Annotated in this window: 10 protein-coding genes; 8 read left to right on the top strand and 2 right to left on the bottom strand. The window is 50.4% G+C overall.

Annotated features, from left to right (window positions below; translation table 11 throughout):
- Positions 1 to 45: 45 nt before the first annotated feature.
- The 6 genes from ACQY69_RS08085 to ACQY69_RS08060 all read left to right on the top strand — a co-directional run bounded on the left by ACQY69_RS08085 (position 46) and on the right by ACQY69_RS08060 (position 7,155).
- On the top strand, positions 46 to 1,743 hold the full coding sequence (locus tag ACQY69_RS08085; RefSeq protein ID WP_428260021.1) for an amidohydrolase: 1,698 nt from the start codon (positions 46 to 48) through the stop codon (positions 1,741 to 1,743).
- A 97-nt stretch (positions 1,744 to 1,840) separates the two neighbouring features.
- Positions 1,841 to 3,205 carry an APC family permease gene (locus ACQY69_RS08080; RefSeq protein WP_428260020.1) on the top strand — a complete coding sequence of 455 codons (1,365 nt, stop codon included), beginning with the start codon at positions 1,841 to 1,843 and terminating at the stop codon, positions 3,203 to 3,205.
- A 30-nt stretch (positions 3,206 to 3,235) separates the two neighbouring features.
- Positions 3,236 to 4,927, top strand: a complete 1,692-nt coding sequence (locus tag ACQY69_RS08075; RefSeq protein ID WP_428260019.1) for an amidohydrolase — start codon at positions 3,236 to 3,238, stop codon at positions 4,925 to 4,927.
- 165 nt (positions 4,928 to 5,092) lie between these two features.
- Entirely contained in the window at positions 5,093 to 5,539 is a 447-nt protein-coding gene (locus ACQY69_RS08070; RefSeq protein WP_428260018.1) for a DUF3237 family protein, read from the top strand.
- A 193-nt stretch (positions 5,540 to 5,732) separates the two neighbouring features.
- Positions 5,733 to 6,746: an SPFH domain-containing protein gene (locus ACQY69_RS08065; RefSeq protein WP_428260017.1), complete on the top strand. Its 1,014-nt coding sequence runs from the start codon at positions 5,733 to 5,735 to the stop codon at positions 6,744 to 6,746.
- A gap of 211 nt (positions 6,747 to 6,957) precedes the next feature.
- Complete coding sequence (locus ACQY69_RS08060; RefSeq protein WP_428261038.1) at positions 6,958 to 7,155, top strand: toxin-antitoxin system HicB family antitoxin; 198 nt, start codon at positions 6,958 to 6,960, stop codon at positions 7,153 to 7,155.
- 30 nt (positions 7,156 to 7,185) lie between these two features.
- Here the strand turns inward: ACQY69_RS08060 and ACQY69_RS08055 are convergent, their stop codons facing one another.
- Positions 7,186 to 8,763, bottom strand: a complete 1,578-nt coding sequence (locus ACQY69_RS08055; RefSeq protein ID WP_428260016.1) for a helix-turn-helix domain-containing protein — start codon at positions 8,761 to 8,763, stop codon at positions 7,186 to 7,188.
- Positions 8,764 to 8,979: 216 nt separating this feature from the next.
- Between ACQY69_RS08055 and ACQY69_RS08050 the strand changes: the two genes are divergently transcribed.
- Entirely contained in the window at positions 8,980 to 10,623 is a 1,644-nt protein-coding gene (locus tag ACQY69_RS08050) for an amidohydrolase (protein WP_428260015.1), read from the top strand.
- A 159-nt stretch (positions 10,624 to 10,782) separates the two neighbouring features.
- Here the strand turns inward: ACQY69_RS08050 and glnA are convergent, their stop codons facing one another.
- Positions 10,783 to 12,213 (bottom strand): type I glutamate--ammonia ligase, encoded by a 1,431-nt coding sequence (glnA, locus tag ACQY69_RS08045; protein ID WP_428260014.1) that lies wholly within the window; start codon positions 12,211 to 12,213, stop codon positions 10,783 to 10,785.
- Between the two features lie 416 nt (positions 12,214 to 12,629).
- Here glnA and ACQY69_RS08040 point away from each other — a divergent pair, with 416 nt between their 5' ends.
- Entirely contained in the window at positions 12,630 to 13,589 is a 960-nt protein-coding gene (locus ACQY69_RS08040; protein ID WP_428261037.1) for an immunoglobulin-like domain-containing protein, read from the top strand.
- Positions 13,590 to 14,034 lie beyond the last annotated feature (445 nt).

The raw sequence follows: 14,034 nt of genomic DNA, 5'->3' as shown, positions 1-14,034 counted from the left end.
TGAGAATAAAATAAACGCGACGGAATAAAAAGGGAGGTCATAAAAATGGTATTTGCGGATATGGCGCTGATAAACGGGAAGGTGTTTTCCCCTGACGGAGAGGGGAATGTGATAAGAGGAGATACGGTGCTGGTAAAGGACGGGAAGATCATGGCCGTCGGCAGCTATGACGGCGCAGAGAACGCGATCGGTTCGGATACCCGGATCATAGACTGCGGCGGAAATACGATCCTGCCGGGGCTTGCCGACGCTCACTGTCACCCTTCCATATCGGCGAGCGCCAGAACGGGATGCGACCTGTTCGGCATATACATACAGGAAGGGGAGGCCGAAGAGGACATCATAGAGAAGTACCTCGCCAGGCTGAAGACATATATTGAAAAACATCCCGAAGAGGAGCTCATAAGGGGCGCCGGCTGGGTGGAAAGCAATTTTCAGGGCGACAGGAGACCGACGAGGCACGATCTGGACAGGGTGTGCAATGACAGGCCGGTGATACTGGAGGCCTTTTCGCAGCACAATCTGTGGGTCAACACGAAGGCGATCGAGATAGCGGGAGTGGATGAGAATACGCCGGACGTTTACGTAGGGAAGATATACCGCGAGGAGAGCGGCTACCCGGAAGGCATGTTCAACGACCCCGAGGCCATGGATATGATAAAGACGGGTGTGCCGGGATACGACCCGTCGGTGGAAAAGTACAGGGAGGAGATCCTGTATTATCAGGAAAACGAAGCCAACAGATACGGCGTGACGCTGGTGCAGGACTGCATGCACAGCGACAATGCCAGGGAGGCGTACAGGCAGCTGGCGGAAGAGGGGAAGCTGACGCTCCGCGTGCGCGGAGTATACCTGCTGGAGCCGGGAAAGGGACAGGAGCAGCTGGAAGAAGCCATAGCCCGCAAAGGCAGAGACGATGTGGGCGATGACTTCCGCGTAGATACGGTGAAGATGTTCGCCGAGGGAGCCTTTTCGCTGATAGAGCCGTACGACAGGGCATTCACGGAGGAAAACGGCCTGCCGGCGGACTACAACGAAGCGCTGTACTGGGACGACGGTGAGTTCGTTTCCGTAGCGGGAAAGGCAATGGAGGCGGGGTTCGACGTTCACGTCCATGCCATGGGAGACAATTCCGTAAGGCAGAGCGTCGACTGTCTCGTAAAGGCGGCAGGCAGCGCCGATATCAAAGACAGACCGCCGAGGAACGTCATAGCTCATCTGATGCTCGTCAGAGACGAGGACATGGATCGGATGGCTGAAAACGATATCATGGGGAACTGCCAGCCCAGGTGGATGGTCTACGATTCGGACATAGAGGGAATGACTCCGCTGATGGGAGAGAAAAGGGCCGGCGCCGCATATCCCCTGAGGGGCTTTCTGGACCGGGGCGTCAGGATAGCTTTCGGCACCGACTTTCCGGTGACGCCGCCGCCCGACACCATGCATGAGATACAGTGCGCCATGACGAGAGCGGTGTTTCCCGAGGCTCCGGACTATGAGAAGTTCAAGGGAAAGACCCTGGGAAGCGAAAGACCTGCCGACCTTGAGGAAGCGGTGAGGTCCCTTTCCATAAACGGCGCATACCAGATACGCGCCGAGGAGATAACGGGCTCCATTGAGGAGGGCAAATCCGCCGATCTGGTCATACTCGACAGCGATATAGAGGAGACCGACGTCGATGACATCTACGCCATAAAGGTCGAAAAGACCATATTCAAGGGCGAGATCGTCTATGAACGATAGAGCGTTGGCCCGGCGCCCGTAAAAAGTCAAAAACATTCCGGAAATGTTTAAGAAATAATATCATTTATCATTCATTCGAAGATTCAGGAGGTTTGTTATGGATGCAATGAATAATGGAACTCCGTCCGAAAGAACGGAGCTTAAGAGAGTGCTGAAGCTGCCTACGCTGGTATGCCAGGGTCTTGCATACCTGTGTCCGGCATGTGTGCTGATGTATTACGGCATCATAAACGTGCTGACAAACGGACACTTTCCGCTGACGCTCCTCGTTGCAGGCTTTGCTATGACGCTGACTGCTCTCAGTTACGCCAAGATGTGCAGGAAATATCCTGTGGCGGGCTCTGTTTACAGTTATGTCAGCAAATCAATAGGTCCGAAGCTGGGCTTCATAGCGGGATGGGGTCTGATGCTCGACTATTTTCTGCTGCCGATGGTATGCTATCTTAGTTGTGGATTGTATCTCAACATCATGTTCCCTGCCATCCCGGTATGGGCGTGGGTCATCATCGCCGTAATCTTTGTGGCGGTCTGCAACTGCATAGGAATAGGCGTGGCGGCTATAGTCAACAACATCAACGTTATAGCTCCGATACTGGCTCTCATCGTGACGATAATATTCATAATAAAGTTCGTCATGGGTGGAGGCGGCGCCGGGACGCTGATATATCCGGAAGCGATTTACAATGCAGACATGTTCAACTTTTCTTCCATCATGACGGGAGCCGGCATCATGGCAATAGTATTCGTCGGATTCGATTCTGTAACGACGTATTCCGAGGAAACGATAGAGCCGGAGAAGAACATGCCGAGAGCCGTCATTCTCGTATGCGTGGGAGCTGCGATAGAGTTTTTCATCGTTGCGTACTTCATGAACTGCGGCTGGCCGTATGAAGTCGGAGCCATACAGGATCCCGATACGGCAATAACCGAATACAACATTCATATCGGCATAGGTTGGATGAACACCATATTCATCCTCATAAACACGCTGGCATCCATAGGCTGCTGCATAGCCGGCCAGGGAGCAACGTCAAGGATACTGTTGGGAATGGGGCGCGACGGCTTCCTTCCAAAGAGCTTCTTCGGCTATGTTCATCCGAAATTCAAGACGCCTGTAAAGAACGTGTTGCTGACAGCGGTAGTCGGACTTACGGCGATAATATTCCAGGACAGCCTTACGGACGCAATGTCTCTTGTAAGCTTTGGCGCACTGCTGGGGTTTGTCCTTACGAATATCTGTGTGGTGGTGAGATTCTGGGTAAAGGATAAGGAAAGATCGGGAGCGGCTGTTTTAAGGAATCTGATAATCCCTGTTATTGCAGCTGCCATATGCGTTTACCTGTGGCTGAGCCTTCCTGTGGCAGGCAAGATCGTGGGATTCTCATGGCTGGCGATCGGCGTCATAGTCCTTGCCATAAAGACTAAGGGCTTCAGACAGCTGCCGCCTGAGCTCAACCTGTAGGCAGAAGGACAAGGAAAGGAAGACGGGAAAGTGTACGTATTGAAAAACGCGAAGATATATACGCCGCAGAAGGCGGAGGCGGGCAGCGTCATAGTTACGGACGGCAGGGACATCGCATATATCGGGGATGAAGCGGGCGCCGAGGCATATATCGCAGGCGGAAAAACCGGTGCCGGAGAGGAAGTAAAAACTTACGACCTTGCCGGAAAGACCGTGCTGCCGGGATTCATCGATGCCCACACCCATCCGGGGATATGCGCCGAGAGCGCGTGGCATGTAAAGCTGCCGTGGACGGAGGATCCTCAGGTAGTGCTGGACTTCATCGGGGAATACGCAAAAGTGCACTCGAAGGAGGAGGTGCCGTTCCTCTACTTTGAATACTACCCCACGTCAATGTTCGGAAAGGAAGGCCCAAAGAAGGAAATGCTGGACGCGGTCGTGTCCGACAGACCGGTGCTCTGTCAGGATTTCGGCGAGCATCTCAGCTGGGTCAACTCCAAAATGCTGGAGTTGATGGGCGTGGACAGGGACACGCCGGACCCTACGGAGCTGGAGATTTTCGTGAGAGACGAAGACGGAGAGCCTACGGGCTGGGTCAGGGAAAGAGCATGGGCCCATTTTCTCGACAGGATGTACGATGCTATCGGCTGGAGACAGCCGGTGGCATCGTCGGAAGAGATGCTGGCTCCCGTGATGGACTTTTTCAGGGACAGCGGCATCACGGCCATGTTCGACGGGGTCATAGAGACCGACGAGCTGATAAAGACCATATACGATATGGACAGAGCCGGGCGCCTTTACACATATTACGACGGTTCGGTCAGGTTCTGGCATTATGCGGATCTGCCCGGGAAGATAGAAAAGCTGCGGGAATATCAGAGGCTCTATACGACGGATCATATAAAGTTCAATACCATGAAGCTGTTTCTCGACGGCACCAACGAGACGGGCAATGCGGCGTCCATAGAAGAGCTCAACGATTCGCCGGGAAATTACGGTGAGATAATGATGGAGGAAGAGGAGCTGGTGGACTGTTTCCTGCTCTGCAACCGCGAAGGTCTGGATCTTCACATACATATGGTGGGAGACAGGGCTTTCCGCACTGCGTGCGATGCCGTGGAAAAGGCACAGGCTCTGGCTGCCGGAGCCGGCGAAGCGTGGGTTTGCAGACCGGTGTTCGCCCACTGTGAGTCGGTACACCCTTCCGACATGGGAAGACCGGCCGGGCTGGGGATATATGTGAACTGGACGTGTCACTGGTCCGGTGGATATTTCGGCGACGAAGCGCTGAACTTCTACAGCAGAGAGAAGTGGAACGGCATGTATCAGTTCAATCCCATGATAGACAGCGGTGCCAACGTATCGTATTCCAGCGACGTGGTGACATACTATGAGCTCCACAGGGCGGCTCCGTTTTTCGGGATGCAGGTGGCCGCCACCAGAGTCGACCCGGAATTTCCGCTGGATCCGGAAAAGTATCCCGGCAGCATGAGGCCGGAGGCGTCGGCGAAGCTGGGGATCAGGGATCTTATCGAAGGGTACACGGAGGCAGGCGCAAGACAGCTGAGGTGGGACGATAAGCTGGGGTCCATTGAAGCGGGAAAGATAGCCAATCTCGTAATCGTGGACAGAGATCCCTGCGAAGTGCCGCCGGAAGAGCTTAAGGACGTCAGGATCGAAGCCGTCATGTTCGACGGAAAAGTCGTGAGCGGAAAGCTTTAGCGCTATAGTGTGGAGCTGAGGTGGGAAACCGCGATGTGAAATTGCGTGCGAAATTGCGTGCGAAATTGCAGCATGAGCCGCATCGTTTGCCGGACTTGTGCGTCGGCAGCGGCGGTGATATACTGAGCGTGATGGAATTCGACGGGAGCGGATAAGGAGGAGCGAGTGAAAAAGCTGTTTGATATGTATCTCATACAGAAAAACGATATAGATATGGGCGTCACATGCGACGGAGAAGCGCTGGTGTCGCCGACCGACGAAGGGGTCTTTTCCGGTGATGACGGACTCAGCGGCAAAGTCCTGCCGATCGGTATGGGCGTGACGTATACTCCCGCGCCCGGCAGGAACGACGTGGTGTCGTCGCTGCTGCTGGAGACGGAAGACGGCGCCCGTATACTGATGGACATGAAGGCCATGCTGGAAATCGATCCGGCAGTCGAGGAAAAACTGATGGAAGGTGAGCCGGTATCGCCCGATGAATATTATTTCAAGGGGAGCGTCACCTTCAGGACAGGCCATGAAAAGTACAAGTGGCTGGAACGGAAGATATGTGTCTGCGAGACAAAGGTGACTAGCTGGGAAAGGGTGGATACAGCGGTTTATATGGTATGATGCGGCAATAGTTCGCATATAAAAAGGAAGGCGTTTTCCGGCGGAAAGGCCTTCTTTTTTGGTAGATGGAGACAGCAGGCTCTACGATTTTAAAAAAAGTCCTTGACAATTCTCTCAAGCAAGATATAATTATGATATCAAAATGATATCATTTAGTTTGCTGATGAAGGTATGTCTGTGAAGGAGGATAAACATGGAAACTAATAATATGATAAAACGCGATATAGTGGAAAGGGAGCTGCATCCTGTATCGGGGATGGCGATGATGGTGATATCGGCTGTAGGGATCCTGGCAGGTATTGGCCTGTGTATAGCAGGGCCGGTAATGTTCGACGGTGGGACTGCGGTTCTGCTGGCGACAGCAGGAGTACTGTTGTTCCTTGTATTTCTGGTATGCATGTGCGGTCTTAAGATCGTAAATCCCAACGAGGCTCTGGTGCTGACTCTGTTTGGTAAGTATCATGGGACGATAAAGAAAGACGGATTTTTCTTCGTCAACCCTTTTGTTGCCGGATTCAACCCGACAGCCCGGGGAACACTGGATACAATAAAGGAAGAGATGGTCGAGGCGTCCAAGAAGGACGGCCACAAAAAGAGCAGTAAGAGCAACGCCGGAAAAAAGGTGTCCACTAAGACCATGACGCTGAACAATGCTCAGCAAAAGGTGAACGATGTTCAGGGGAATCCTGTAGTTATCGGATCCATAGTTATCTGGCGGGTAGCCAACCCTACTAAAGCGGTTTTCAACGTGGAAAATTATTTCGAATATCTGTCTATACAATGTGATTCTACCATCAGGAACACGGCCAGGCTTTATCCTTACGACACCATAGACCAGGAAAATGACGAGATGACTTTGAGAGGCTCCAGCCTGGAGATAGCCCAGAACATGAAGGCGGAGCTTCAGGATAAAGTGGCGGATGCCGGAATAGAGATTTTGGAAGTAAGGATAACACATTTGGCTTACTCTGAAGAGATCGCCGCGGCAATGCTGAAGAGACAGCAGGCGGCAGCGACTATAGCAGCCAGAGAGAAGATAGTGGAAGGCGCTGTTGGGATGGTGAGAATGGCCCTTGATAAGCTGGAGGACAATGATCTGGTAGTCCTTGATGATGAACGAAAAGCCGCTATGGTGTCCAATCTTCTGGTAGTCCTTTGCGGAGATAAAGAGCCGCAGCCTATCGTGAACAGCGGAAGTATATATTGATGTTGCCGGAAGGACAGGACTGGAGGCGGACTGACAGCACATCTACTGAGCTGATGTCCGCCGGCCGGTCAGGCGGTCTGCATGAACACTCAGCGCCAGGCTGGCGTTCACCAGGCGGCGATACTGTTGACGATTGAGGGGTAGTCATATGTCCGATGATATAAACAAAAAAGAAGAGCAGCTTCGGGAACGACTGGAAAAGATAAAAGCCATGGAGACGGAGCTGAAGAAGAGAGAAAAAGCTGTCAAGGACAAGGAAAAGGCCAAGAAGCAGATGGTCCTGCGGTTGTCGCCCAGTCTTTGGAACGAGATCGCGGCGTGGGCGGAGGAGGACTTCCGCTCGATCAACGGGCAGGTGGAATATCTGCTGAGCGAGTGTGTAAGACGGCGAAAGAATAAGGAAACGTAAAAACAGATGACGGATATCCACAGGATATCATCACAGCTTTTTTATCTCAGCCAGCATGATATCGTGTGGATCCAGGGATGCTGAATAAGTAAAACTGCCGGAGGAATCCACAGTTTTCCACGACAGCCGCGGGGCGGACATCTGCAGTATCTGCCACATCTCTCCGTCCGAAAGGTTAGCCTTGAAATCCAGTTGTTTCCAGAAAGAAAGGCAGGTGGAATCGGAGCACAGTCTGTGCTCCGTTATTTGATATCTGCCAGGCATGTTGAAAAAATTGAATTCCATGTCGTGGCGGGTATCCGTATCATCGTTGAAAAACAGCAGCGCGGCTTTCTCGTTTCCCAAGGTCATCAGATACCAGTCATCGAAACTTCCGATGGTGCCTTGATGACCGAGAAGAAAGTGGCGGAGGTAGTATAGCGGTTTTTTCATGCCGTTGAAAGTGAGCGTGCCTCTTCTGTCATTTTCCGAATCTACAGATGCCTGAGGGATAGCGGCGGATTCAGGGCATTTGAGTATGGATTTCAAAACGTCCAGGCAATCCTGCTGAGCATCGTAGCCGGAATAGAATTCTCCGGGAGAGATATCAGGCGCATTGCTGCCGAAGTGACGGCCGTTTTTTATTTTTCTGAAATCCAGAGAAGCGGACATCACCTGTTGGGAAGCGCCGGTGAAGGCAGGTCTTTCGTTGTATGATTCGATGACATCGTTGATGCTGTCCAGTGGAAGCTGGCGAAAGCGGTTTTTTGCCCGACCAAGTATCTCTTTGCCATAGAGCTGTCTGTATTCTTTCGGATGACAGCCAAACCACTCTATGAAATTTTCCACGTAGTATTTGGCATTGGAAAATCCCACATTGGAGGAGATGTGGGCGATGGAGTGGTCGGTGGTGAGAAGCTCTACCTCCGACATCTCCACCCGGACCATGCTGACAAAGTTGCGGAAGCTGTCGCCGACGAAACGCTGGAACAGGTGAGAGAGGTAGTAGCTGTTGATATTTTCCGCTTCGGCGATGGATGACAGACCCAGTTTATACGGATAATTGCTGTAAACAAATGTAACGACCCGGCTGATGCGTTCCATCTGAACAGGATCACGCGACACCTGATGCTCAAAGGTCCGCTTTTCATGGTTGACAGTAAATCCTCGAAAATCACTGTAGAGGGAGTCTATCAGTGTATGGGCAGTGTCCATTATCCTGTTTTTATATCCGCGCTTCCTGCTGTGGAGTTCGGATATGATGGAAAACATGTGGACCTTCAGCGCCAGCTGCTTCTTATATGTGGCAATGTTTTCGCTGACCTTGGTGGTGAAGACCTGGCTGTCCAGGGAAGGATGGCGAGCGGAAAAGTAGTCGACGTTTAAGCTGAGTATGACAACTAAATTATTGCCTGACAAGGCGCGAAACCCGTGAACATCCTCATTATGTATTATGTGGATGTTGTTTTTTGAAAGGCGGTAGCGGGCATAAGTGAGCTTCAGCTCGATTTCGCCTTCCAGGACATAGACTATCTGTATATCGTTATGGGTGTGCCATGGGATCTGCTCTATTTCCAAAACCTGTACCTTTACAGGCAGCTCGTCTTCGTAGTTTATTTCCTGGAACATTATGTACCTCCGTTTTCCCCTGCGGCAAAAAGATAATGGTCTTAGTTGCTATTTTTGATTATACCACATGTGAAGTCGAGTGTATGTATGCAATAATAATTCAGAACATTTTAAATAATATAGCAAAAGACCGCAACAGAAGTATGTCATCTGATTATTTTCTGGTATAAAATTAACGGAGAGAAATTTCAGGGATGGAAAGGACGGTGAATATTCATGTCGATCAATGGAAAAGCGGACATCCTCATAGAAGGCGGAAAGATATTCTGTGGGAAGGGTCTGCCGGAGGACAAGGAATTCATAGCGGTGGCCGATGGAAAGATCGTGGCCGTCGGGAAGGGGCAGGACGAGGCGGCCCGGTTCAAGGGACCCGAAACAAAAGTGATAGCTCTCGGGGAAAACGAACTGGTCATCCCGGGACTGCATGACAACCATATACACTTGATGCAGGCCGGGATGCTGGATAAATACGCGGATCTTTTCCACGCAATGTCGCGTGAAGAAGTGGCGCAGATAGTGTCAGATTTCGCATCGACCATTCCTCAGGAAAAATGGGTGATAGGATTCGGATGGTGCAGGCTCAGTTGGGAGGACACATCCCATCCGACAAAGGAGACACTGGACAGAGTATTGCCTGACAGACCTGTGTTCCTTCTGGATTATGAGCTCCATGGCGCATGGGTCAATAGCAAGGCGCTGGAGATCTGTGGCATAGACGCTGATACACCTGATCCTCCTTTTGGCGAGATAGCCAGGGATGAAAAGGGACAGCCGACAGGTTATTTATATGAAACAGCTCTTTGTCTGGTGGGAGAGTACGCCTTTGACTTTTCCGATGAAATGGTGGAGGATCTGATAACGCGGTACATGGACAACGCGGTGAGAAAGGGGATAACTTCTGTCAGTGACATGACGCCGTATCTGGGACTGAACCTGGCCTATGAAAATACTTATTACAGGATGGACAGGGAAGGTGGCCTCAAGATAAGAGTGAACGCAGCCAGAAATCTCTTCGAAGATATAGACAAGGTCCTTGAAGTCAAAGCGAAAGCTGAGAGCAGCGGGACCGGCATGTACAGAGTACCATATGTAAAGCAGTTCATCGATGGCGTGATAGCCAATCATACAGCATTGCTGGCGGAGCCGTACAATGATATGCCTGACTCCAGAGGTGGTTCGCTGTTGGATCTGGATCAGTTGAACGCGGCAGTGGAGATCGCCCACGAGAACGATATCTCGGTGAGACTCCATGCTTGCGGTGACGGTGCTGTGCACGCAGCCCTTGACGCTTATGAAAACGCCATGAAAAAATACGGCAAGACAAAGGCACGTCATCAAATAGAGCATATAGAAGTGATTTTGCCTGAGGACATAAGACGTTTTGGCCAGCTGGGTGTGATAGCTTCAGTACAGCCGGAGCATATCATTTCCGTGCTGCCATCCTTCGCCGACAACTGTTATCCGCAGCTGCTGGGGCCTGAACGCGACAAGTATACCTGGGCGTTCAGATCGCTGCTGGACGCGGGCGCTGTACTGGCTGCCGGAAGCGATGCTCCCGTTGTAGAGGGAGATCCGTTCTTTGGCATGTACTGCGGCCTGACACGTATCTATCCTGACGGGACACCTGAAGGTGGCTGGAACCCACAGGAAATCATAGATATCAGGGAATTGATCCACGCTTATACCTGGGGCGCGGCTTATGCCGAGAGGCGGGAAGATGAGTTGGGTACTCTGGAAGAAGGGAAGCTTGCTGATATCACTATCGTTGACAGAGACCTCCTGACCTCCAGTCCTGAACAGGTAAAAGAAGCGCAGGTCCTGTATACCATCGTAAACGGAAAGGTCGTATACGAGAAATAGCTGAACGCCGGCAATGACATGTCTGTTCTGACCTGCCGACTTGTCGACCTGTCGCCGCACTGTCGAAGCAATGTTATTTCCATATGAAAACTGCCGCATCGTCTTTTGTTCGACGCGGCAGTTTTTTGCAGGGCAAAGCCCATGCTGAGCAGCGATCTGTTACAGATCATAGTACATGCTGAATTCCATAGGCGTAGGCATGTTGGCGTGTTTGCTCACGTCTGCCCGCTTGTTTTCCAGCCATATCTCGATGAGACGTTCAGGGAAAACTCCGCCTTCTGTAAGAAAAGCGTGATCCTTTTCCAGTTCGTCGAGAGCTTCATCCAGAGTCTTCGGAAGGCTCTTTATCTTTTCTTTTTCCTCATCGCTCAGTGTATAGAGATTGAAATCGTATGGCCCGTATCCCTCGGCTACAGGGTCGATCTTATTCTTTATACCGTCGCATCCGGCCATAAGGATGGCGGCAAAAGCATAGTACGGATTGCATGTGCCGTCAGGATTTCTCACTTCAAATCTCTTCTTATCGGGATCTTTGGCGTATGCCGGGATACGAATGACCGAGCTCCTGTTGGCAGTAGCGAAACCGATGGTCACCGGAGCTTCATAGCCTGGGACCAGTCTCTTGAAGGAGTTGGTGCTCGGGTTGGTGAAAGCGCACAGCGCTTTTATGTGCTTGAGTATGCCGCCCATGAAATGCATGGCAGTCTCTGAAAGCTGGGAATAGCCGTTTTCGTCGTAGAAAAGAGGCTTGCCGTCTTTGAAAAGATGCATATGGACATGCATGCCGTTGCCGGCTTCGTCGAATACAGGCTTAGGCATGAAAGTAGCCGTTTTACCTTCAGCAATGGCTTCGTTTTTGATGAGATACTTGGTCATCATGGTCTTATCGGCCATTTCAGTAACACCGCCGAATTCAACTTCTATCTCCAGCTGACCCGGGCCACCTACCTCATGGTGATGATACTTTACTTTGATTCCCTGATCCTCCATCAACATGGCCACTCTGCTCCTGAAATCATAGAGTACGTCCTGAGGCGGAGCCATGTGATAACCGCCTTTGTGGGCCATCTTGTATCCCAGGTTGAAATTCTGGTCATCCGTATTCCATTCCGCCTGTTCTGTATCGATGCAGAATCCGGACTCATTAGGCTTAGTGGAATAGCTTACGTGATCAAATACGTGAAATTCATATTCAGGGCCGATGCGCATCTCATCGGCGATACCCTGCTCTTTCATGTAAGCCTCCGCATGCTTCGCTACATTTCTCGGATCCTGGTCGAAAGGATAGTTCTCAGGCATTCCTATTACATAGACGTCTCCTATCATCGCAAGCGTTGGTATTTCCATAAATGGATCTATGTAGGCTGACGAAAGGTCCGGGATGAAGACCATGTCGCTCTTTTCTACCGGAGCAAACCCATAATTGCTGCCGTCAAAGCCGATACCGCTCTTCAAAGTGTCTTCGGTGAATCTGTCTGCGGGAATGGTAAGGTGCCTCCACCTCCCGTTGAGATCTACCATCATAAAATCTACCATTTTGATATTTTCAGTGTCGATGAAGCTCCTGGCTTCCTCAAAAGATTTGAACATTCCAATTCTCCTTTGTTTTTTGAAAATAGCCGTTTGACTAAAGTATATATTTAAGGAAAGCAGTTGTCAATTTGTCGTGGAGTTTTTCTGTGACAGACCCGGGTAAAATACCTACATTTTGCGAAACATGAAAAATGTAGGCAAGATCCAATGGGTTCAAGGATATTGGATGTTTTTAGTACAGAGGGAAAATCAAGGATTTATGGCATATAGGCGGATATTCGGCTGAAGGAGAGCGTGTAAACGTTGAAAATTTTATCTACATTCCGCAAAAAAGGCAAAATGTAGATAAAATCCGAAATGAAGACGTAACATATGATATGCAAAAGGAATGTGGCAGTAAATGATCATGGCCCGGCTATCTTCGCTGTTTCGAGGATGATCTTGCGGCCTCGGCTGTCAGTCGTTCTGTAGAGATTCAAAAGAATGGCTTCGTCAGAGTCCAGGTCATAGCTGTTTACTATTCTGCGACAAATGAAGATGGTACGTGGACTACCGTTGACTCAGTGGATACATCAAAAGAAGGTTGGTACAATATCTGGTATACAGCTAAGGATGATTCCGGTAAAGAGGCTTCTGCACGAAGAACGGTCCATGTTGTAGATACTACAGCTCCGACGATCACAATAGAGCCAGTTGCGGATATGGAAAAAGGCGACATTCTGAATATCGCAGATGTCAAAGCAACAGCTGAGGACAATGGTTCTGTGAAAGAGGTATGGCTCAATGAAATACTTTACTCGACGACCAATGAATCGTGGGAAGATTATGAAAGCGTGTGGAAGCTGAATAAAGGTGAAGATGCCATAACTGATTTCGAGATGGCACAGCCAGGATATTATAAACTCAAATACAGAGCTACGGATAACGCAGTTGATACGAATACGGGATATGCGTCAATAATCATTAAAGTCGATGAAATCTACGGAACTGCAGGATTCACTATCAACTATGTAGACAAGGACGGCAAGGCTGTCGGTGAGCCGACTGTCATTGAGAAGGAAAACGCAGTCCTCAGCTATGGGTATGATGAGGATGGAAACAAGATTACGTTCTACGATTTCGCATATGAGCAGGATGGCTATGTCCTCAACGTTCCTGAGGGCTACTATGTAGCTGATGAAAAGGATTTCAACGGTCTCACCGATCCTGTAACGGTATTCGTTGAAAACGGTGGTGAGAATACTGCTGACGAATATGATGTGATCGTTACGGCTGTCGAGAAGGACGCTCCGGCGGCCGATGAGGAACTGACTCCACCGGCTCCGAAGACTGGCGACGACATGAATATGGGCCTGCTGGCCGGGCTTGCTGCACTCATGGTAATGGCAGGAACGGGCGCGATAGTTGTTGGAAGAAAGGTTTTCAATAAGTAACGAAAAACGTGTTGATTAACGAAAAAGAGGCTGCGGCGGCATGACCGCGGCTTCTTTTTTTGTTGAGTAGCCCTTTTGGGGTTGGCTTACCTTTTTTTGGAGGGGAGCGGGGAGGCCGTTTTACAGACATATCGCGAAAAAGTGAAAATGTCTGTAAACTTCATGGAACAATCTGTAAAATAACACGTAACATACGCAGAAAAGCACCAAAATGGTAAAAAATATAATTATGAAGGGCGGAAAAATGTTCAAACAGATGCAAGTGCGGAAGCTGGTATCCGATGAAGCGGAGCGGACGGGAAAGCTGCTGGCTGATATGGAAATGCGGGCGAGGCGGCTGCCGGTAGTGGTATGATAAAAGAGCCGGACCTCGATGGCGCGGCTCTTCGCGGTTAAGTTTTTTCTGTAGTTGTTCTTCTGTTTTCTGTGGCTGGGCAAGTGGATG

The sequence above is a fragment of the Gallibacter sp. Marseille-QA0791 genome (genome assembly GCF_965119705.1).
Lineage (GTDB): Bacteria > Bacillota > Clostridia > Peptostreptococcales > Anaerovoracaceae > Lentihominibacter > Lentihominibacter excrementipullorum.
Note: the sequence above shows the minus strand (reverse complement) of the source record. Positions and strands in the feature narration are given on the sequence as shown.